Source organism: Leucobacter chromiiresistens (assembly GCF_001477055.1).
Taxonomy (GTDB): Bacteria; Actinomycetota; Actinomycetes; order Actinomycetales; family Microbacteriaceae; genus Leucobacter; species Leucobacter chromiiresistens_A.
This window is the reverse complement of sequence record NZ_LDRK01000015.1, coordinates 19,243-38,003: the sequence shown is the minus strand read 5'-3', so window position 1 is coordinate 38,003 and position 18,761 is coordinate 19,243. Positions and strand designations below refer to the sequence as shown.

General features: G+C 70.6%; 16 protein-coding genes. 1 reads left to right on the top strand and 15 read right to left on the bottom strand.

The features are described 5' to 3' along the window. Positions 1-63: 63 nt before the first annotated feature. From NS354_RS03275 to NS354_RS03205, 15 genes are all read right to left on the bottom strand, one after another. Positions 64-606: a CinA family protein gene (locus NS354_RS03275; RefSeq protein ID WP_058593187.1), complete on the bottom strand. Its 543-nt coding sequence runs from the start codon at positions 604-606 to the stop codon at positions 64-66. After that, entirely contained in the window at positions 603-1,202 is a 600-nt protein-coding gene (gene pgsA / locus NS354_RS03270) for a CDP-diacylglycerol--glycerol-3-phosphate 3-phosphatidyltransferase (protein WP_058593186.1), read from the bottom strand. Before pgsA ends, NS354_RS03275 begins: the two co-directional genes overlap by 4 nt. A 34-nt stretch (positions 1,203-1,236) precedes the next feature. After that, positions 1,237-2,277 (bottom strand): hypothetical protein, encoded by a 1,041-nt coding sequence (locus NS354_RS03265; protein ID WP_058593185.1) that lies wholly within the window; start codon positions 2,275-2,277, stop codon positions 1,237-1,239. Between the two features lie 80 nt (positions 2,278-2,357). Further along, positions 2,358-5,291: an FtsK/SpoIIIE family DNA translocase gene (locus NS354_RS03260; RefSeq protein ID WP_058593184.1), complete on the bottom strand. Its 2,934-nt coding sequence runs from the start codon at positions 5,289-5,291 to the stop codon at positions 2,358-2,360. A 90-nt stretch (positions 5,292-5,381) separates the two neighbouring features. Next, on the bottom strand, positions 5,382-6,416 hold the full coding sequence (locus NS354_RS03255; protein ID WP_058593183.1) for a lipid II:glycine glycyltransferase FemX: 1,035 nt from the start codon (positions 6,414-6,416) through the stop codon (positions 5,382-5,384). Then, positions 6,413-8,032: a murein biosynthesis integral membrane protein MurJ gene (murJ, locus tag NS354_RS03250; RefSeq protein ID WP_058593182.1), complete on the bottom strand. Its 1,620-nt coding sequence runs from the start codon at positions 8,030-8,032 to the stop codon at positions 6,413-6,415. The genes NS354_RS03255 and murJ overlap by 4 nt, the downstream gene beginning before the upstream one ends. Beyond that, the gene (locus NS354_RS03245) at positions 8,032-9,105 is read right to left on the bottom strand and encodes a lipid II:glycine glycyltransferase FemX (RefSeq protein ID WP_058593181.1); all 1,074 of its coding nucleotides are present in this window, start codon (positions 9,103-9,105) and stop codon (positions 8,032-8,034) included. The genes murJ and NS354_RS03245 overlap by 1 nt, the downstream gene beginning before the upstream one ends. Before the next feature lie 3 nt (positions 9,106-9,108). Continuing rightward, positions 9,109-10,785, bottom strand: coding sequence for a ribonuclease J (locus NS354_RS03240; RefSeq protein ID WP_058593180.1), 1,677 nt, complete (start codon positions 10,783-10,785; stop codon positions 9,109-9,111). 11 nt (positions 10,786-10,796) lie between these two features. Then, the gene (gene dapA, locus NS354_RS03235; protein ID WP_058593179.1) at positions 10,797-11,777 is read right to left on the bottom strand and encodes a 4-hydroxy-tetrahydrodipicolinate synthase; all 981 of its coding nucleotides are present in this window, start codon (positions 11,775-11,777) and stop codon (positions 10,797-10,799) included. A 9-nt stretch (positions 11,778-11,786) separates the two neighbouring features. Beyond that, positions 11,787-12,299: a dihydrofolate reductase gene (locus NS354_RS03230; RefSeq protein ID WP_058593178.1), complete on the bottom strand. Its 513-nt coding sequence runs from the start codon at positions 12,297-12,299 to the stop codon at positions 11,787-11,789. 13 nt (positions 12,300-12,312) lie between these two features. Continuing rightward, on the bottom strand, positions 12,313-13,122 hold the full coding sequence (locus tag NS354_RS03225; RefSeq protein ID WP_058593177.1) for a thymidylate synthase: 810 nt from the start codon (positions 13,120-13,122) through the stop codon (positions 12,313-12,315). A gap of 56 nt (positions 13,123-13,178) precedes the next feature. Beyond that, positions 13,179-14,777 carry an APC family permease gene (locus NS354_RS03220; RefSeq protein WP_058593176.1) on the bottom strand — a complete coding sequence of 533 codons (1,599 nt, stop codon included), beginning with the start codon at positions 14,775-14,777 and terminating at the stop codon, positions 13,179-13,181. A 107-nt stretch (positions 14,778-14,884) separates the two neighbouring features. Continuing rightward, complete coding sequence (locus tag NS354_RS03215) at positions 14,885-15,346, bottom strand: hypothetical protein (protein WP_058593175.1); 462 nt, start codon at positions 15,344-15,346, stop codon at positions 14,885-14,887. Beyond that, on the bottom strand, positions 15,343-16,098 hold the full coding sequence (gene dapB / locus NS354_RS03210; protein WP_058593174.1) for a 4-hydroxy-tetrahydrodipicolinate reductase: 756 nt from the start codon (positions 16,096-16,098) through the stop codon (positions 15,343-15,345). The genes NS354_RS03215 and dapB overlap by 4 nt, the downstream gene beginning before the upstream one ends. A gap of 23 nt (positions 16,099-16,121) precedes the next feature. Beyond that, positions 16,122-17,528 carry a M16 family metallopeptidase gene (locus NS354_RS03205; RefSeq protein ID WP_058593173.1) on the bottom strand — a complete coding sequence of 469 codons (1,407 nt, stop codon included), beginning with the start codon at positions 17,526-17,528 and terminating at the stop codon, positions 16,122-16,124. A gap of 234 nt (positions 17,529-17,762) precedes the next feature. Between NS354_RS03205 and NS354_RS03200 the strand changes: the two genes are divergently transcribed. Further along, positions 17,763-18,689: an endonuclease domain-containing protein gene (locus NS354_RS03200; RefSeq protein WP_058593172.1), complete on the top strand. Its 927-nt coding sequence runs from the start codon at positions 17,763-17,765 to the stop codon at positions 18,687-18,689. Positions 18,690-18,761: the final 72 nt, after the last annotated feature.

Here is an 18,761-nt window from a genome sequence, read left to right as displayed (position 1 = left end):
TCCCCTTCGCGGAGTTGGATCGCCGCGATCTGCGATGATCGATTCGCCCCCAGCGTACCGAGGTCACGGAGTGGATGAGGCCGATCCGGGCTCGAGGCACTCGACCAGCAGCTCGATCGCCGCGGTGACGGCTGCTGCGCGAATGGTCGCGCGGTCGCCGTCGAGGTCGAGCAGCCGCTGCCGCTCGACGGCGCCCGCGCTCACCGCGACCCAGACCGTTCCGGCGGGTTGACCGGTCTGCGGATCGGGATCGGGCCCGGCGACGCCCGTCGTGGCGACGCCGATGGCCGTGGGAGCCGCGGTGGAGCCCCTGCGCGGCACGGCGCACGCTCGACGCACCCCTGCGGCCATCTGTCGCGCGACCTCGCCGTCGACGGGGCCGCGCCGACGCAGGAGTTCGTGGTCGACGCCGAGGAGGGTGTGCTTGAGCGCGGTGTCGTAGGCGACGACGCCGCCGACGAGCACGCGCGAGGCTCCGGGGATCGAGACGAAGGCATCGGCGAGCAGACCGCCGGTGAGCGACTCGGCGACCGCGAGGGTGAGCCCGCGTGCGCCCGCCTCCTCGATGACGCGCCGGGCGAGCTCCGCCCGGTCGGCCGCGGTCATCGTGCCGCCCGCCTCGCGCGCGCGTACCCGACGACGTAGTCGAGTCCGCTCGTCATGGTGAGGATGAATGCGATGGTCATCGTGATGATGTTGATCCACTCGACGACGGGCGCGGCCGATCCCACGACGCCGGCGAGCGGCAGCAGTGCGAGCGTGATCGCGACGGACTGGGCGACGGTCTTCACCTTGCCGGCCCAGGCGGCGGCGAGCACGACGTCGTGGGCGACGAGCAGCCGGTGCACGGTGATGCCGACCTCGCGCACGAGGATGAGCACGGTCACCCACCAGGGCAGCTCGGCCAGGATGGAGAGGCCGACCAGCGCGGCACCGGTCAGGAACTTGTCGGCGATCGGGTCGAGCAGCTTGCCGAGATCCGTGATGAGCCCGCGGGACCGTGCGATGTGCCCGTCCCAGGCGTCCGTCGCGATCGCGAGCACGAAGAACGCGGCGGCCGCCCAGCGCCAGGGGCCGTCGGCGCCGCCGTCCGCGAGCAGCATCCACAGGAAGAAGGGCGTGGCGAGGATGCGCGCCCCCGTGATGATGTTGGGGGCGTTCCAGTTGCTGGGCGCCGCGGGCGCGGGGGCGTTGCCGGTCATGTCAGCAGCCTACTTGAGGCGCCGCCGCCCGCTCCTAGTAGGCGTAGATCTCGACGTCGAGCCCGTCCGTCGTCGGCGTCACCTCGACGTCCGCGTCGGAGGCGCCCACCTCGAGCGTCTCGGTGACGGGCCGGCCGTCGGCGCCACGGCCGGTGTATGTCGCCGTGAATTCGCCGCGCTCCTCGATCTGCATCCAGGTGGAGGCCTCGTCGACGCTGCTCACCAGCGGCGGCGTCACCATCTCGACGGATACCGTCACGGAGGCGACGGGGTCGAACTTCGCGCTCGGCTCCATCGCGTCGATGCCGCACGACTGCAGCTCCCAGACGTCCGTCGACGTCGCGCACGCTCGGTACGCCTCGGCGACCTTCCGCTGCACCTCCTCGGCGTAGTCGGGCCCGGGTACGACCCATTCGGAGGCGAAGAGCGCGTCGCCCGCGGAGGTGACGGGGAACCGGGCCCCGTCGAGCGTCGCGAAGTAGGGGTTGTGCGATTCGAGCGCGTACTGGCCCGCGTACAGGGTCACGTAGTCGGCCTCCGCGGGGAACGGCTCGTCGGCTCCGTGCAGCCCGAGCGCTCCGCCTCCGGCTGTGTCGAGCATCACGTCGTACCGGAGTCCCGAGGTGACGCTCCACGTGTCGTCCGCGCCGCGGCGCAGTTCGAGGTGATCGGTGTAGGGGTAGCCGTCGAGTTCGTAGACGACCTCACCGGTGGCCCGCCCGCCGTCGAAGTCGACGCGGAAGCGCTCGAGCTCGGGGTGCGCGATGTGCTCCGCCTCCGCGAACACGTCGGCGCTCGGCGCGCCGCCCGAGGCGGCCGATGGCGCTCCGTCGAAGAGGCGCTCCGCCTCGGCGAGGCGCCCGCCCGCGACCGCGTCGAGGTACTGCGTCGCGACATCGCGCACCTCTCCGCGATTGTTCGACTGCGCGTCGACGGCGATCACCGTGCCCGCGGCGCCGAGCACCACCACTGCGAGCGCCGCCGTCACTCCCCAGACCCAGGCGCCGCGCCCGCGGGGGTCGTGCTCCTGCGACTCGTGCGGGCCGGGGGCCGCCTGCGCGTCGGGATGCGTCACCGTCGTCTCCTCTGTTCGTCGGCGCGGAGGTTCCGCGCCACTCGGGTTTCGGTCCGACTTCGGTCCGAAGGGGTGTCGGGTCAGTCTCGCCCGGTGAGCTGCCAAGCATCCTCGTCGCCGTCGCTCTCGACTTCTTCGAGGCCTGCCTGATGCTGGGCGATCGGGTCGTCGTACCGGGGGTCCGCGGCTCCGAGCGATGCGTCGAGCGGATCGATGACGTCCGTCTCCGCGTCACCGCCGGCACCCGGAGCGGAGGCGGCGCCTCCAGCGGCGAGCCCCGCCGCTCCGCTCGCCGCGGATGGGGCGGCACCCGGTGCGCCTGCTCCTGACGGCTGCGCGCGCGGGGCCTCGAACGCGGGCGCGGCGGAAGCGGGACCGCCGGCGATGCGCGCGAGCACCTCGGGCAGCTGCTCCGGGCTGACGAGCACATCTCGGGCCTTCGAGCCCTCCGACGGGCCGACGATGTCGCGCGACTCCATCAGATCCATCAACCGCCCGGCCTTCGCGAATCCGACGCGCAGTTTGCGCTGCAGCATCGAGGTCGAGCCGAACTGCGAGGAGACGACGAGCTCGATGGCTGCGATCAGCACCTCGAGATCGTCGCCGATGTCCTCATCGATCTCCTTCTTCTCGACCGCCTGGGCCACGTCCGCGCGGTACTCGGGCTGCGCCTGAGCCTTCACGTGGGCGACCACTTGGGCGATCTCGGATTCGCCGACCCACGCGCCCTGCACGCGCACCGGCGATGATTCACCGTTCAGCAGGAGCAGGCCGTCGCCCTGGCCGATGAGCCGCTCCGCGCCCACCTCGTCGAGGATGACCCGCGAGTCCGTGCCGGACGCGACGGCGAACGCGTAGCGGCTCGGCACGTTCGACTTGATCACGCCGGTCACGACGTTCACCGACGGGCGCTGCGTCGCGAGCACCAGGTGGATGCCTGCGGCGCGAGCCAGCTGGGTGATGCGCTGGATCGAATCCTCGACGTCGCGGGGGGCGATGAGCATGAGGTCGGCCAGCTCGTCGACCACGACGAGGAGATAGGGGTAGGGCTTCAGCACGCGCTGGCTGCCCTCGGGGAGCACGATGCCGCCAGACCGCACGGCCTCGTTGAAGTCGTCGATGTGGCGGAAGCCGAAGCTCGCGAGGTCGTCGTAGCGCATGTCCATCTCCTTCACGACCCACTGCAGCGCTTCGGCCGCCTTCTTGGGGTTCGTGATGATGGGCGTGATGAGGTGCGGGACGCCCTGGTACACGGTGAGCTCGACGCGCTTCGGATCGACGAGCACCATGCGCACCTCGGAGGGCGTCGCCCGCATGAGGATGCTGGTGATCATGGAGTTGATGAAGCTCGACTTGCCCGAGCCGGTGGCTCCTGCGACGAGCAGGTGGGGCATCTTGGCGAGATTCGCGACGACGAAGCCGCCCTTGACGTCCTTGCCCACGCCGATCGTCATGGGGTGCGCGCTGCGCTGAGCCTTGCTCGATCGCAGAACGTCGCCCAGCGCGACGTTCTCGCGGTCCTGGTTCGGGATCTCGATGCCGATGGCGCTCCGCCCGGGAATCGGGGAGAGGATGCGCACCTCGTTCGAGGCGACGGCGTAGGAGAGGTTCTTCGAGAGCGCGGTGACCTTCTCCACCTTCACGCCCGGGCCGAGCTCGACTTCGTACTGCGTCACGGTCGGGCCGCGGGAGAAGCCGGACACCCGGGCGTCGACCTTGAACTCCTCGAAGACGCGCGCGATCGCGGCAGTGATGAGATCGTTCGCCTCGGTGTGGGTCTTCGGGGCGTCGCCGGCCGAGAGCGCGTTCTGGTCGGGCAGACGGTACGCGGCCTGGTCTGCGGGGCTGTGCGGCGGCGCGACGACGAAGGGCTCCGAAGCGGCAGCGGGTGCGGCCGTCTCCTCGGTGCGCGGCTCGGGAGCGGAGGCCGCGAAGTCGTCCCAGGAGTCGTCGCCGAGCCCCGATGCCGGCCCGGTCGCCGTCGCCTGCACGGCGGCCTCGGCCTGCTCCAGTTCGTCGAAGAGGTCGGAGGGGAACGCACCGGTCGCCGGCTCGGGGGCGAGCGCGGACTCGAATGCGCCGTTGCTCTCCGCCTCGGGCGTCGCGCCGCCGAGTGCGGCATCGAGACCGGAGCGATCGGCCGCGTACTCCGGATCCTCCTCGCGACCGGAGGCATTGCGGCGCCACCAGGGCATCGCGTCGCCGTCGCCCTCCTGCTGCTCGAGATCGAAGAGCGCCTGCTGCTCGGCCCGCTCCTGCTTGCGACTGCGCTTCGGCGCGGGTGCGGGGTCGGGGTGCTGCTCGCCCTCGGCGCTCACGCCGAAGAGGAACGCGTACGCCTCGCGCACCCGCCGGGCGATGCGCGAGGGAGGCGTCTTCAACACGATGAGCAGCGACATGAGGATCAGGATCGAGAGCAGCGGCACCGCGACCCACATCGTGAGGTACTTGAGCGCCCCGCCGACCAGCCAGCCGAAGACTCCGCCTGCGGCGCTCAGCTGCTCGGGGTGCTCCCAGGGGTTCGGCATGCCGCCGTACAGGTGGCAGAGTCCCGCAGCCGAGAGCACGGCGAGCGTGAGCCCCGTCGCGATGCGCCGGTTGTCGTGCACGCTCGACGGGTGGTTGAAGAGCCAGAGCGCGAAGCCCGCCATGATGATCGGCAGGCCGAAGGCGACCCGCCCGAAGAGCCCGCCGAACGACCAGGCATCGAGGGTCACGGCGAACGTCTGCCCGATGAAGAACCACTCGATCACCGCTCCGGCGATCGCGAGCAGCACGAGGAGCAGCGGCACCCCGTCGCGGCGATCCTCTGGCGCGAGCGGCTCGACGCGGAAGGCGCGGGCCGCGGCCCCCACGGCGTGCGCCAGCCCGTTCCAGGCGCGCACCACCACGCCGTCCGTCGCCTCGGGTTCGGCGAGCACCTTCGTTTTCGCGGTCGCTCGGGTCTCCGCTGATCGGGAACCCCGAGTCGCGGCCTTTCCCGTGTGCTGGCGCGACGAAGCTTTACTGGCCATGGTACGAGGGTACGTTCGACCGCCGACAATGGCGAGTTGACGCTCCGCACCCGCGAGAATCGCCGGGCGACGAGCCGGGCCGGAGGCCCCCTACCGCCGGCGCAGCGCGCGGACTGCGCGCTTCGCGAGCGGCAGGCCCTTCGTCCACAGCGCGTACCCCGGGCCGGGGCGATCCCAGCTGCCCGCGAGCAGATTCTCGTGCGAGGCGAAACCCGTCTTGAAGGTGGTCACGCCGTCGTTGATGAGGCCGCCGAAGTCGTAGCGCTCGACCCCGATCGACTTCATGTGCCTGATGACGTGCCACTTGAGCGCGTAGTTGGCGCGCAGGCGCTGCCCCGTCTCGTCCATGCCGCCGTACAGCTCGAACGCGGTGCGGCGCGACTTCGCCATGAAGAGGAACGCCACCGGGCGGCCCTCGGCGTACGCCGCCCACACCGGGGCGTCGTCTCCGAGCATGGTGAACACGTCGTGGTAGTAGGAGTCCTCGTGCAGCCCGAAGTCGGCGCGCTCGCTCGTCTCGCGGTAGACGTCGAGGCACGCGTCGAGCTGCTCGAGCGTCTCGACCGGACGGATCTGCAGGGCGTCCTCGCGGCCCGACTTCCGGATGTACTGCCGGTGCTTCTTCGACATGTCCGCGAGCAGCTCGTCCTCCGACCGCCGCAGATCCAGGATCAGCGTGCGCGCCGGCAGCACGGGCGTCTCCGCGCGGCGCCACCGGGGCGTCAGGGCGAACGAGCCGGCGTCCTCGTCGGGCTCCACCGAGACCGCCACCGCACGCCGCGAGCCGTGCACGTAGTCGGCGACCGCATCGGCGACGGCGGACGGCGCGGGCACGGCCGCCGGCCGTTCCGGGGCCTGGGCATCGCGCGCGAGCACGGGGCCGCGGGGCGCGTACACGAAGTCGCCGACCGGCCCGGGCAGCGCACGCGTGAGGAGCTGGCAGGCCCCGACGACGGGTGCGTCGACCTCGGCGCCCGAGCGCACGAGCACGCGCTCGGCCGACCACCGGTGGGCCGACTTCACGTCGCCCCAGCCCCACAGCTGCAGCGGGTGGCCGCCGAGCCGCTCGATGATGGCATCCCACTCGGCGCGGTCGGTGCAGGGGGTCACGGTGAGGGAGGTCACGAACGGGTCCTTCCAAGTGTTCGGGAGATCGTGCCGACGATGTCCGACACCTCTGAGGATCGGAGCAGGCGGAGCACGAGCAGATAGACGACGCCCACGATGACGGCCTCGACGGCCGCGAACGGGAGCGCCTGCCAGACGCCGAACTCCGGCGCCAGGAGGCGCCCGAGGTGCGTCGCGAGCAGGCCGACGGCGAGGGCTGGAATGGCGGCGAGGAGGTACTTTGTCAGGCTCTGCGCCACCCGCCGCCCGTCGATCGAGCCGATCTTGCGCCGGAGCAGCCAGGTCGCGAGCAGGGCTTCGACGATGGTCGCGAACGACCAGATCAGCGCGAACGAGACGCCGATGTGGCGGGGCGCGACGAGCACGGGGAGCAGCAGCGAGAGTGCGATGACGAGCACCATCTGGATCGTGGTGAACACGAACGGCGTGCGCGTGTCGGAGAGCGCGTAGAAGGCGCGCTGCACCACGAACAGGAAGCTGTAGGCCGCGAGACTCGCCGCGTAGGCGACGAGGGCTTCGGCGAACATGTCGACCTGCTCGGGCAGCGCCCCGAAGTTGATGATGCGGCCGACGAAGGGCGCTGCGGTCACGAGGATCACGGCGGCGTAGACCATGACGAGGGCGATCTGCCGCAGCGACGCCGAGAGGTCGCTCCGGAACTCGGCCATGCGGCCGGACTGCCCCCACTCCGCCAGTCGGGTGAAATACGCGGTCGCGAGCGATACCGCGATCACGGAGTGCGGCATCATGAAGATGAGCCAGACGTTCTGCATCGCGCTCGTCGAGGGCCCCTCCCCCGAGCCGATCGCGACGATGCGGTTCGTCACGATGCCGCCGACCTGCATCACCACGACCATTGCGAGCGTCCATGTCGCGAGGCGCGCGGTATGGCCGAGCCCCACGCCGCGCCAGGCGAAGTCGGGTCGGAAGCGGATGCCCGCACTGCGCCACGACACGAAGAGGATCAGCGCCTGCGCCACGATGCCGAGCGTCGCGCTGCCGCCCAGCACCGCGATCATCTCGGGCGTCCAGCCCGTCACCGCGAGCCGCCCCTCCGGGTCGGCGCCGAACATCGCGATGAAGACGAGAATGCCGCCGATCGCGATCAGGTTGTTGAGCACGGGGGCCCACGTGAAGGGCCCGAACCGGCTCCGCGCGTTCAGCACCTCGCCCATGACGGTGTAGATGCCGTAGAAGACGACCTGGGGCATGCACCAGTACGCGAACGCCGTGGCGAGCGCCAGCTGATCCTCGCCCCACCCCTCGACGGTGATCCGCACGATCCACGGCGCCGCCGCCATCGCGAGGCCCGTGATCACCACGAGCGCGGTCGTGACGAGAGTGAGGATCTTGTTGATGTACCCCGCTCCCCCGTCGCTGTTCTGGGCGGCCTTGACGATCTGCGGCACCAGCACGGCGTTCAGCACGCCGCCGATGAGGATCATGTAGACGGTGTTCGGCAGCAGATTGCCGTTCGCGAACGCGTCGGCCGAGCGCGCCCCGACCGAGCCGATGGCGTAGGCGAGCAGCATGGCCTTCCCGAGGCCGAGCACGCGCGAGACGATCGTGCCCGACGCCATGACGGCGCTCGCGCGGATGAGTCCGGCGGCCATCAGTAGTAGGGGTCCTTCCGAACGGCGAGCGAGACGCGTCGCGCGATCCGATCGCCCGCCACCTCCCAAATGCGGGAGGCGAGCGGGCGCAGCGGCAGGTCGAATGCGCCTGCGTAGTCGATGATCTGCGGCGAGAACGAGCGCTTGAACTGCCCCACGCCGAACAGCGGGTGCTCGCGATCTTCGGCGCGATCCGAGGGCGGCGCACCGCAGAGATCGTGCACGACGGCGCCGCGCTCGTTCGCCCAGCGCATGACCTCCCACTGCAGCGCGTGCGAGGCCCCGTAGGCCGTCTTCGCCCGCACGGAGGCCCCGTCCTTGTACGTCGTCTTCGCGCCGAGCGCCATCGCGTACGCTCCGGCGACGAGTGCCCCGTCGCGGTGCGCGAGGAACATCTGCCCGGCGCCGGCTCGCGAGAAGCGCTGCCAGAACTCGCGGTAGTACCGCTCCGAGCGCAGCACGAAGCGGCCCTCCGCGGTCTCCTGCAGCAGCCGGAAGAGCTGGGCGCTGTGCTCGGCGGTGGGCTCGACGCGCGACACCGAGATGCCGTCGCGCCTCGCCCGGTTGATCGCGTTGCGCGCCTTCTTGCCGATCCGCGAGAACACCTCGTCCTCGGTGCCGGAGACGTCCACGAGCACGGTCGAGGGGTTCGGGATGATGCGGACGGCGTCGCGATAGCCGGCGTCGTGGAGAGCGGGGATCGCCTCGCGGCCGATCCGGGGCTCGATCTTGAGCAGGAACGCGCCGGAGGCCCGGGCGAGCGCGGCGACCGCCGCAGCCGTCTCCCGCACCTCGGCGACATCCGCGCCCGCGGGCCCGGCGGGCAGGTGCCACCACCAGCCGAGCAGCGGCACGCGCTTCGCGAGCACGCCGACGGCGATGGGCGGGCGCGCACCGCGCTCCACGATCACACGGAGGTCGCGGTACCCGTTCTCGGCGCGCTTGACATCGAGGTACTCCTCGCCCGCCCACACCTCTCCGCCGCCCGGGTTCGCGGCGACGCGCGCATTCCACTCCGCGCGCTCCGCATCGGAGGCGAACCGGGCGACGGCCGAAGCCGAACCGGTCGTCACGAGCTACACCACGACCACGACAGGGACGATCATCGACTTGCGGCGCAGCTTCGTGCCCACCCAGCGGCCCACGGTGCGCCGAGTGATCTGCTGCAGCGCATGGGGGTCGGTCACGCCGTCCTTCATCGCCTGCTCGAGGGCGTCGGCGATCTGCGGCTTGATCTTGTCGAAGACCCGGTCGTCCTCCGCGACGCCCTTGGCGTGCACCTCGGGGCCCGAGATGATCTGCCCGAGGCTCGTCTCGACGACGGTGATGACCGAGATGAATCCCTCCTCGGCGAGCGTGCGGCGGTCGCGCAGATCCTCGTCGGTGACGCGGCCGACGCTCTTGCCGTCGACGTAGATGAAGTCGATCTCCAGCTGGCCGACCTTGCGGGCGACGCCGTCGGCGAGATCGACGACCGTGCCGTTCTCGGCGATGATCGTGCGGTTCTGCGGCACACCGGTCTGGATGGCGACGCCCGCGTTCGCGATGAGGTGACGGTACTCGCCGTGGATCGGCATCACGTTCTTCGGGCGGACGATGTTGTAGCAGTACATGAGCTCGCCCGCGGAGGCGTGACCCGAGACGTGCACCTTGGCGTTGCCCTTGTGCACGACGTTCGCGCCGAGCTTCATGAGGCCGTTGATGATGCGGTACACCGAGTTCTCGTTGCCGGGGATGAGGCTCGACGCGAGGATCACGGTGTCGTTCGCGCCGATCTCGACCTGGTGCTCCTGGTTCACCATGCGCGCGAGCACCGCCATCGGCTCGCCCTGCGAACCGGTCGACATGTACACGATGCGGTCGTCGGGGATGTCGCCGCTCTTCTTCAGATCGACGAGCACGCCCTCGGGAACGGTCAGGTACCCGAGATCTGAGGCGATCTTCATGTTGCGCACCATGGAACGGCCGAGCAGCACGACGCGGCGCCCGTTCTTCTGCGCGGCGTCGAGCACCTGCTGCACGCGGTGCACGTGGCTCGAGAAGCTCGCGACCACCACCTTGCCGGGCGCCTTCTCGATGACGCGCTCGAGCACGGGCCCGATGTCCTTCTCGAGGGCAGTGAAGCCGGGCACCTCGGCGTTGGTCGAGTCGGTCATGAAGAGGTCGACGCCCTCCTCGCCGAGACGGGCGAAGGCGCGCAGATCGGTGATGCGGCCGTCGAGCGGCAGCTGATCCATCTTGAAGTCGCCGGTGCCGATGACCAGCCCGGCGTCGGTGCGGATGGCCACGGCGAGCGCATCGGGGATCGAGTGGTTCACCGCGATGAACTCGAGGTCGAACGGCCCGGTCGTGATGCGGTCGCCCTCGGCGACGACGCGCGTCTCGGGGCGGATGCGGTGCTCCTTGAGCTTCGCCTCGACGAATGCAAGGGTCAGCTTCGAGCCGATGAGCGGGATGTTCTCGCGCCGCTTCAGCAGATACGGCACCGCGCCGATGTGGTCCTCGTGGCCGTGCGTGAGCACCACGGCGACGATGTCGCCGAGGCGGTGCTCGATCTTCGAAATGTCGGGCAGGATCACGTCGACGCCGGGCTGGTGCTCCTCGGGGAAGAGCACGCCGCAGTCGACGACGAGCAGCTTGCCGTCGATCTCGTAGACCGTCATGTTGCGGCCCACCTCGCCGAGGCCGCCGAGCGGCGTGATGCGAAGGGTGCCCGCTTCGAGCGCGGGCGGGGTGATTACGGGGTTGGGCACTGAGCCTCCTGTTATTGGCGGGTGGTGCCTGCGATCCGGGGCAGGGCACCGCCGGCAGCCGCGTTGCGGTCCGGCCTGAAGTTCGAGAGATCGATGCCGGGGGCATCGGTGATGAGGGCGAGCTCGTCCTCGATGAGGGCGGCCTCCCACTCCTCCGGCCCGACGAGCGGCAGCCGCACGCGCGGGCTTCCGATCCGGCCGAGACCGTGGAGGATGTACTTGGCGGCGACGGTGCCGGGAACATGCGTCATGACGGCGCGCACGAGCGGCTCGAGCTGCTGGTGCACGTCGCGGGCCGTGTGGAGATCCCCCGCATTGACGGCGTCGATGATCGCCCGGTACGGCGCGGCTGCGATGTTCGCCGTCACCCCGATGAGTCCGCTCGCGCCGATCGACAGGTGCGGCAGCACGTTCGCGTCGTCGCCCGAGAAGTACATGAGATCGGTCTGGTTCAGCACCCGGCTGACCTCGCTGAAGTCGCCCTTGGCGTCTTTCACGGCGAGGATGTTCGGGTGCTTGGCGAGGCGCAGCAGCGTCTCGTACGTGATCGGCACTCCCGTGCGGCCGGGGATGTCGTACAGGATGACGGGCAGGTCGGTCGCGTCCGCCACCATGCGGAAGTGCGTGAGCAGACCCGCCTGGGTCGGCTTGTTGTAGTACGGGGTGACGATCATCACGCCGTCGGCTCCCGCGCGCTCGCTGGCGCGGTAGAGCTCGATCGCGTGGGCGGTCTCGTTCGACCCTCCGCCGGTGATGATCTTGGCGCGGCCGCCCGAGACCGACTTCGCGACCTCGACGAGCTTCAGCTTCTCGGGGTCGGTCAGCGTGCTCGTCTCACCGGTCGTCCCGGTGACCACGATGCCATCCGCGCCGCTCGAGATGCAGTCGTCGATGTGCTTCTCGGTCGCAGCCCAATCGACTTCACCATCGGCGTGGAACGGCGTGATGAGTGCGACGAGGACCTGACCGAAAGGATTCTCTGGGTGTGCCACGAGACTAGGCTACCGGACGTTCTCCCTCGGAGCCTCCGTGCGCCACCGCTCGAAGCGGTACACCAGCCCGGTCCGTGAGGTTTCACGGGTCCCGGGATCGACGAGCGTCCACTCCGGCCCGATCTCGGGTGCGAAGGTGTCGGCGTCCGGCACCTCGAGTTCGATGCGGGTCACGACGAGTTCGTCGGCGTACGGCATCGCAGCCCGGTAGAGCCGTCCGCCGCCCATGATCCAGACGCGATCCTCCGCCCCGGTGCGCCGGTCGAGCGCGCCGAGCGCCGATTCGAGGCTCGACTCCACTGTCGCCCCGGGCGCGTCGAACGCGGAGTTCCGAGTGATCACGATGTTCTCGCGCCCCGGCAGCGGCCTGAAGCGCTCCGGCAGCGACTCCCACGTGCTCCGGCCCATGACCACCGGCGCGCCGAGGGTCTGCTGCTTGAAGAACGCGGCGTCCTCGGGCAGGCGCCACGGCATGTCGCCGCCGCGGCCGATGGCTCCCCCGCGGGCCTCGGCCCAGATCATTCCGAGGATCACATCACACCGCCACCGGGGCCTTGATACCGGGATGGTGCTGGTAGTCGACGAGCGAGAAGTCTTCGAGCTCGTAGGCGAAGATCGAGTCGGCCTTGCGGATCTCGATGCCCGGGTACGGGAAGGGCTCGCGGGCGAGCTGGCGCTCGACCTGCTCGACGTGGTTGTCGTAGATGTGGCAGTCGCCGCCGGTCCAGATGAACTCCCCCGGCTCGAGCCCCGTCTGCTGGGCCACCATCAGGGTGAGGAGGGCGTACGAGGCGATGTTGAACGGCACGCCCAGGAACATGTCGGCCGACCGCTGGTACAGCTGGCACGAGAGCCTGCCGTCGGCGACGTAGAACTGGAAGAAGGCGTGGCAGGGGGCGAGCGCCATCTCATCGAGGTCCGCGACGTTCCAGGCGGACACGATGATGCGACGCGAGTCGGGGTTCTCCCGCAGCTGCTCGATCACACGGGCGATCTGATCGATGTGCCCGCCCGACGGCGTCGGCCACGAGCGCCACTGCACCCCGTACACGGGCCCCAGATCGCCCTGCGCATCGGCCCACTCGTCCCAGATGGTGACGTCGTGCTCCTTCAGGAAGGCGGTGTTGCCCTCGCCGCGCAGGAACCAGAGCAGCTCGACGGCGACCGACTTGAAGTGCACCCGCTTCGTCGTGATGAGCGGGAACGACTCGGCCAGATCGAACCGGATCTGCCGCCCGAAGAGGCTCCGCGTGCCCGTGCCCGTGCGGTCCGATTTCGCGGTGCCGTGCTCGTACACCTCTCGCAGCAGGTCTTCGTACGGGGTCGGGATCGCGTTCGCACTCACGGATCCGAGTCTACCGCGGCCCGCTCCGGGCGCGCCGAGGTGCACGGCCGCGCGGACTACGAGCCGAGGCCGTCGTCGAACACCGGCATCGCCGAGGTGTCCTCCGAGGCGTCGACGCGCGCCAGCACCCGCCCCGAGAAGAACTCGGGCGAGGCCTTCGCCTGCGCGAGCATCAGCACCACGCCGATGCCGAGCACGGCGACGCCGATGAGGCCGACGAGGCCGACGCCCGCGATGTTGCTGCCCGATCCCGCATCGGGGCTCATCGAGTCGATCGTGGTCTTCACGAACACGATCAGCAGCAGCACGCCGCCGAGTCCCGGCAGCACGATCTTCGAGACGATCGATCCGATGCCCTCCCGCACCGCCGTCCTGCGGAAGTACCAGGGGCTCGCGAGAGCGGTGATGCCGTAGTAGAAGCACACCATCATGCCGAGCGCGGTGATGGTGTCCCACAGCACGTCCTCGCTGACGAAGCGCATCACGGCGTAGAAGACCGACGCCACGATCGAGGAGAGCATGAGGGCGACGTGCGGCGACTTGAACTTCGGGTGCACGCGCTTGATCGCCGCCGGCAGGGCGCGGTAGTGCGCCATCGCCAGCAGGGTGCGGGCCGGCGAGATGGCGGTCGAGTTGATCGAGGCCATGGCGCTGACGAGGATGGCGAGCGAGAGCAGGATCGCTGCGGGTCCCATCACCGGGTGCGCGAGCGCCGCGAACACGTTCTCGACGATGGCGGAGTTGCCGAGGCCGGTCGGTCCGTCGCCGATGCCCGCGAAGGCGACCGTCGCGGTCGCCGTGCCGACGTAGAGCACGACGAGGATGGCGACGAGGATCATGGCGGCCTTGCTCTCCGTGGAGAGCCGGCCCTTCGACGGCTTCGTCTCCTCGCCCATCGTGAGGACGGTGTCCCAGCCCCAGTAGACGAAGATCGAGACCGCGATGCCCGCGGCGAAGGCGCTGAAGCTGCTCACCTCGAAGGGGTTGAACCACGACAGCTCCGGCATGGCGCCCTCCGCATTGGCGGGGTCGCCCGCGCCGACGAACATGGCGACGATGAACCACACCATGACGCCCATCTGGAAGACGACGGTGATGTACTGGAACACCTTCGTCGACGTCATGCCGCGGTACGAGATGATCGTGGCGAGCGCCATGAATCCGAGGCACACGGCGATGTTGATGAACTTGTTGTCCGCGATGTCGGCGATCGACGGATCGTTCGCCATGATGCTGATCGACTGGAACAGGAACTCGACGGCGATGCCCGCGAGGTTCGACAGCACGAGCACGGTCGCCGCGATGAGGCCCCAGCCCGCCATCCACCCGATCCACGGCCCGAACGCGCGGGTCGCCCAGGTGAAGGAGGTTCCCGAGTCGGGCATCGCGGAGTTCAGCGCGCGGTAGCCGAGGGCGACGAGCAGCATCGGGATGAAGCCCATGAGGAAGATCGCCGGGGTCTGATAGCCGACCTCACTCGCCGCCGGGCCCACCGCCGCCGTGAGCGTGTACGCCGGCGCGCAGACCGAGAGACCGATCACCAGGGCGCCGAGCACTCCGACTGTGCCGGACGGCAATCCCTTCTTGCTGATGCCGCTGACGGAATCGAGCGTCCGCGTCGCGGGCTCGGGCGCGTTGAGGTCGTACTTCGCCATGTCACCTTTCCAGACTGGGTCGTCGATCGCAGTTCCAGAGAGCTCCGGACGTGGCGGCCCGGGCATCGATTCTATGCACGCGGCGCGCGATTCACGAATCGCCCGGGCTACAACCGAAGATCCTGCCGTTCGCAGGCGATCGCCTGACGGATCGCGCTGCGCGCCCGCTTCCGATCGCCGCACGCGTCGTAGACAATGCCGAGGCGCATCCACGCGCGCCACGACTCGGGCTGCGCCTCGACCTCGCCGCGGTACTTCGGGAACGCGGCATCCGCGTCGGCGCGGTCCGGGCGCCCGGAAGGGCGCGCCGACACCGGCTCCTCGGGCAGCGCGCCCTCGGCCTCCAGCCGATCCGCCAACCGGGTGGCCTGGCTGCCGAACACGATCTCCCGCGTGAGCGCCCACGCCCCGATGAGGGGGAGCACCAGCATGGCAAGGCCCATCAGGATCGCGATGGCGTCCCCCGAGCCGAGCAGTGCGACCGCCCGGATGCCGACGAAGACGAAGTACAGCACCAGTACGGCGCTCATGATCGCGACGCCGACGATGGCGCGCGTACGAGCGCTCATCGCGCACCGCCGTCGAGCGCCGCGCCGTGCAGGCCCAGCAGCGCGTCGAGCCCCACCGTGAGGCCGCGCGCGCCGGGCGCCGCTTCGAGCGCGGCCCGCACCCCGGCGCGGTACGCCTCGTTGGAGTGGGTGTCGTGCGTGAGCGTGAGCACCTCGCCCGGACCGCCGAAGCGCACCTCCTGCTTCGCGACGACCCCCGCCAGCCGCAGGCTGTGCACGGGGATTCCCGCGACGAGCTCGCCGCGGGCCGGCTGGTCGGCGAACGGCGCCTCCACCGGGCGGCCGCCGCGGGCCTCCGCCATGAGCTCGGCGGTGCGCACCGCAGTGCCGCTCGGCGAATCGACCTTGCCGGGGTGGTGCGCCTCGACCACCTCGACGGCGTCGAAGTACGGCGCGGCGATGCGCGCGAGCGCGGTGCCGAGCACCGAGCCCAGCGAGAAGTTCGGCACGACGATCACGCCGCGCTCCGGCGTGCGCTCCAGCTTGGCCGCGAGCTCGGCGAGCAGCGCGGCCGACCACCCGCTCGTGCCCACGACCACCTGCTGCCCGCGGGCGAGCGCGCGATCCACGATCCCCGGGGAGGCGTCGGGGCGACTCACGTCGATCACGATGTCGGCGTCGGCGCCCTCCTCAGGCCCCGACGTGCTGCGCAGCCGCGCGACCAGCTCGAAGTCGGGATGCTGCTCCACGACCTCGCACACGAGGGCTCCCAGTCGGCCGGTCGACCCCGAGACCGCTACACGATTCGTCATGGGTCCAGGGTACCGTTCGGCGGTCAGTCGCTCGATTCGAGCGAGGATCGCGAGGCCTCCCCCACCGCGACCACCGTGAGCGGGCGAGCGGCGAGCGTCGCCGCCACCTCGTGGATGTGCTCCGGCGTCACCGCGGCGAAGCGCTCGAGCGAGGCGTCGAGGTCGAAGAGCTCGCCGCTGCCGAGCTCCGCCCGGGCGAGGCGGCCCATCCGGGTGTCCGAGTCCTCGAGTGCGAGCGCCGTGGACCCCGCGATCTGACCCAGCGCCCGTTCGAGCTCCTCGCCCGAGATCTCCGTGTCCGCGAGTCTGCGCAGCTCCACCCGGCTGAGCTCGACGACGTCCGCCGCCTTCTCGGGGGCGGTGCCGGCGTACATCGCGAAGACACCGGAGTCGGAGTAGCTCGCTCCGAAGGAGTACGCCGTGTACGCGAGGCCCCGCTTCTCGCGGATCTCCTGGAACAGTCGGCTCGACATGCCGCCGCCGAGCACCGAGTTCATGATCCCGTACGCGAAGCGGCGCGGATCGCCGGCGCTGAAGCCGTGCGTGCCGATCAGCAGGTTGACCTGCTCGGAGGGGCGCTCGGTGATCTGCACGCGCGGCTCCCGATGGAGCGCCGAGTCGAGCGAGTCCGCCCCGGGCGCCTGCGCGCCCCCCGGCGCCGCGTCGAGCACCTGCTCCCGCCGCACGGGGGCGGCGCTGCCGTCGGTGTGCCAGCGCTCCTCCGGCGAGGCGTTCAGCGCGGCGAGCACCTGGGCCACGAGCCGATCGTGATCCACCGCCCCCGCCGCGGTCACCACCAGCGTCGACGGGTCGTAGCGATCGCGGTAGTGGCGGTCGACATCGGCCCTGCGGGCCTCCGTGATCGTCTCCGGCCAGCCGCCGATCGGCCGCCCGAGCGGGTGATCTCCGAGCACGGCCTCGAAGAAGCGCTCATTCGCGACGTCGGCGAGATCGTCGGCGGCCATCGCCAGCTCCTCGAGGATGACGCCGCGCTCCGTCTCGAACTCATCGGCGTCGAGCACCGAGTTGGCGACCATGTCGCTCAGCATCGCGACCGCGACCTCGAGGTCGGCATCGCGCACCTTCGCGTGGTAGCAGGTGTACTCCTTCGCGGTGAGGGCGTTGTGCTCGGCGCCGATGCGGTCGAACTCGGTCGCGATCGAGAACGCGTCGCGCGTCGGGGTGCCCTTGAACAGCAGGTGCTCGAGGAAGTGGGTGGACCCGAGGCTGCCGGGGGCGTCGGGGCGCTCCGCCTGCTCATCGCGCGAGCCCACGCCGATCCAGAACCCGATCGATGCGCTCCGCGCCCCCGGCATGCGCTCGGTGAGCACGCGCAGGCCGCTGGGGTGCACGGTGCGCCTCACGAGCCCGCCGCCCAGATCAGCGGTCAGTTCGGCCTGGTCGAGGGGCAGGGCTATCGGTTCGCGCATGCCCTCAGCCTAGAGCCTCGCGCCTCGGAGCTCGCGGGGTGGGCGGGCCGCGCGGCCCGCCACCTGTTCGCCGCCTGTTCGCCCAGACGGAGATGCGACAAGAACTCCGAGCATCGCGCCGTGATGCGCGTACCTTCCGTCGCGAGATTCAGGCGGCGGGGCCCACGACGATGCGCCAGCGCTCCCCTGTGGATAGCGTCTGCAGGAATACGCCCGCACCGCCATGCTGGTGCGATGCGTCCGCTCTCCCCGCTCCCCCTGCTCGACGCCTCGCCCACGCGCGTCGGCGATCTCCTCTCAGCCGGAACGCCTCGCTGGCGCCTCTACTCGCCCGATGTCGAGCGCCCCGTCCACGGAGTGGTCATGCGGCGCGGTGCGCCCGGTGCCGTCGACCCCCGCGTCGTCGCCCTCGCGTTGCGGATGCGTCGCGGCCAGTTCTGGAGCCGGCGCACCGCGGCGGCGCTCCACGGGATGCCCGTGAGCGATCGCGATGATCGCAGGCTGGAGATGGGCGCGGTCCGCCCGTCGCGGCCGCTCCGGCGACCGGAGACCGCCGGCCACCAGCTCCGGCCCGGAACGCTCGAGCGCGTTCCCGATCGACCGCCGTGGCTTCCGAGCGTCGTCGACGCCTGGTGCCTCCTCGCGCAGGTCGCCACGCGCGAGGAGCTCCTCGCCGCGGGCGACTGGATCGTGTCCGGTCCGGGGCGATACGACCCGCCCGCCGCGACGCCCGCCGCGCTGGCTGCGGCCGTCAGGCGCTTCCGGGGCACCCACGGGAGCCTGCTCAGAGCGGAGGTGCTTCCGCTCGTGCGGTGCGGCGCGGAATCTCACGCTGAGAGCAGACTGCGCCTTGCACTGCTCGACGGCGGCCTCCCCGAGCCCGTGATCCAGTGCCCGGTGCCGGTGCGGGGGCGCACGCTTCGCGCCGACCTCGGCTCCCCTGATCTGCGGATCGCGATCGAGTACGAAGGCGCGCACCACTTCGTGGGCGGTGATGCGCTGCGGCAGGCCCGCGTCGACGTGACACGAGTACGCGCGATGGAGGACGCGGGGTGGACGGTGATCCGGGTGACCGCGCACGATCTGCGTCACCCGGCCGAGCTGATCCGGATCCTCACCGCGCGCATCGCGCAGGCGACCGCCGCGAGGAACGCCCGCTGAACCGGTGAACCGCTGCACTTTTTCCCGCATCCGCCCGGACCCCGAGCGGACCGGCGTCGTGGCGCGTGCGCG